Origin of the sequence: Butyricimonas hominis (assembly GCF_014287455.1) — a bacterium.
GTDB lineage: Bacteria > Bacteroidota > Bacteroidia > Bacteroidales > Marinifilaceae > Butyricimonas > Butyricimonas muris.
The window spans coordinates 1-1903 of the sequence record NZ_JACOOH010000031.1; the positions used below are offsets into that span (position 1 = coordinate 1).

General features: G+C 42.7%; 3 protein-coding genes. All 3 read left to right on the plus strand.

Annotated features, from left to right (window positions below; genetic code table 11):
• A partial coding sequence (locus H8S64_RS21965) for an RHS repeat-associated core domain-containing protein (RefSeq protein WP_186978710.1) occupies positions 1 to 1083 on the plus strand: 1083 nt, incomplete at its 5' end.
• A gap of 14 nt (positions 1084 to 1097) precedes the next feature.
• A complete protein-coding gene (locus H8S64_RS21970; protein ID WP_186978711.1) occupies positions 1098 to 1640 on the plus strand; it encodes an imm11 family protein in 543 nt (180 codons plus the stop codon).
• A 27-nt stretch (positions 1641 to 1667) separates the two neighbouring features.
• Positions 1668 to 1903 (plus strand): hypothetical protein (locus H8S64_RS22435; protein ID WP_222621234.1); only part of this gene is annotated, 236 nt, incomplete at its 3' end.

Consider the following 1903-nt stretch of genomic DNA (forward strand, 5'->3'; position numbering starts at 1 on the left):
AGGAAGGGGCTGTTCGGACTGTTCTCTTCTCCTGAAAACGAAAAAAACGGCAGTGCCGGAAGCAAGGACACCCCGTTTGCGGACTGGCAGCCGGGAGACACCTGCTACGAGTGGCTGGCCAGCGGAATGCTTGCCGGAGTGAAGACACCGGACGGAAAGACCATCTCCTTCGGATATGATGCGCTCGGACGACGGGTATCGAAGACCGTGGACGGAACCGTCCGGCGGTTCGGATGGGACGGGAACGTGGTGCTGCACGAATGGAAAATCAGCGAGGCAGACAGGCCGAGGCTCATCACTGACGGAAGCGGACGCGAGGAATACGAAGGCACGGAGAAGCTGGAGAACATCGTGACATGGATATATGACGGAACCTCGTTCACGCCGGTGGCAAAAGTCACTGACGGGGAACGCTACACGATAGTGCATGACTATCTGGGCACGCCTACGCAGGCATACGACAGCAGGGGAATCCTTGTGTGGGAGATGCTGCTGGACGTGTACGGAGAGGTGAAGGAATGTCACGGAGACCGAACGCTCGTACCGTTCCGCTATCAGGGACAGTATGAGGATATGGAGACGGAACTGTATTATAACCGCTTCCGCTACTATTCACCGCAGATGGGAATGTATATTTCTTCTGACCCGATTGGACTGGCAGGGAACAATCCTACGCTGTATGGATATGTGCAGGATGTGAATATATGGCTGGACATATTTGGACTCCATTGTAGTAAAAAATTAGCCGATGATATGATTGCTCATGGAATACCGCGACCAGCAAATACTGCAGCTCATCATATTGTAGGAAGTAGCAAAAAAGCTAAAGCTGCAAAAGATATACTGGATAAGCATAAAATAGATATTGATTCTTATGTTAATGGCGTTTTCCTTCCTAATAATAGAAATAGTTCAGCTCCAGGACTATTACATACAGGAAGACATACAAATGATTATATTGAGCGAGTAAATGCTGAAATTGTAGCCGCCGACCTTGCTGGTGGAAAAGATGCTGTATTAAAGCAATTGGATCAAATAAGGAAAATGTTGCTAAATGGAACATATACTCCTCCACAAAAATAAAAACATATATAAGTATGAAATATTATTTAATAGGTTCATTAAGTGAATATAATGCTATCAGATTCAAAGATGTTTCTGATTGGCAAAAAAATATGGGATATAATCCTAAAATTAAACAAATTTGGGAAAGTCCTAGTTTAGAGTATATTTACTCAGTAAAGAGTAAGAAAAAATTTGATATTTCAACAGCATGTACTCCTCTATATACTATGAGCTCATATGCGATTGATTGTCTTTATGAATTAATTAGCAAATATGGTGAAATTTTACCTATAGCAAATCCAAGTGGTTTTTCTTTTTTTTATTGTACCAATATTATTAACGCATTAATTGAAGAAGAATCTTCTTTAAATTATTTAGATAAAGAAAAAGGGTGGATTTGTAGTATCAATCATTTTACATTATCTAAAGAAGCTATTAAAGAACAAGATATTTTTCGGATACCTCAAGCAAATTATCAGTATACTTTTTTTAGCGAGAAATTTAAAGAACTAGTTGATAAATTTTCTTTAAAAGGAATTCATTTTGATAGAATAGAGCAAGTTACGGTAAAATAAATGTTCTTAGCGGACAGTCATACCACCATGGTGATCGGGGTTGACGTTCATGTGACAACGGCTCCCCCTTTCAATCCCATCCATCCCTACGTCGGGATGGTGATAGACCCCGCTGACTACATACCGTTCCTGGGTACGAACGTAAGCGTGAACGGACTGAAGCGCGGCGTATCCGATACGGGCGGGATGATCATCCCCCTGATGCACATACCGCTTGCCGGCCCGTTTGCCATGGCATCCATGATCGGGAATGAGAGCATGAA

Bases quoted from the DNA above. Each gene is read 5' to 3' on its own strand.
- H8S64_RS21970 (WP_186978711.1), top strand. From the start codon at position 1,098: ATGAAATATTATTTAATAGGTTCATTAAGTGAATATAATGCTATCAGA.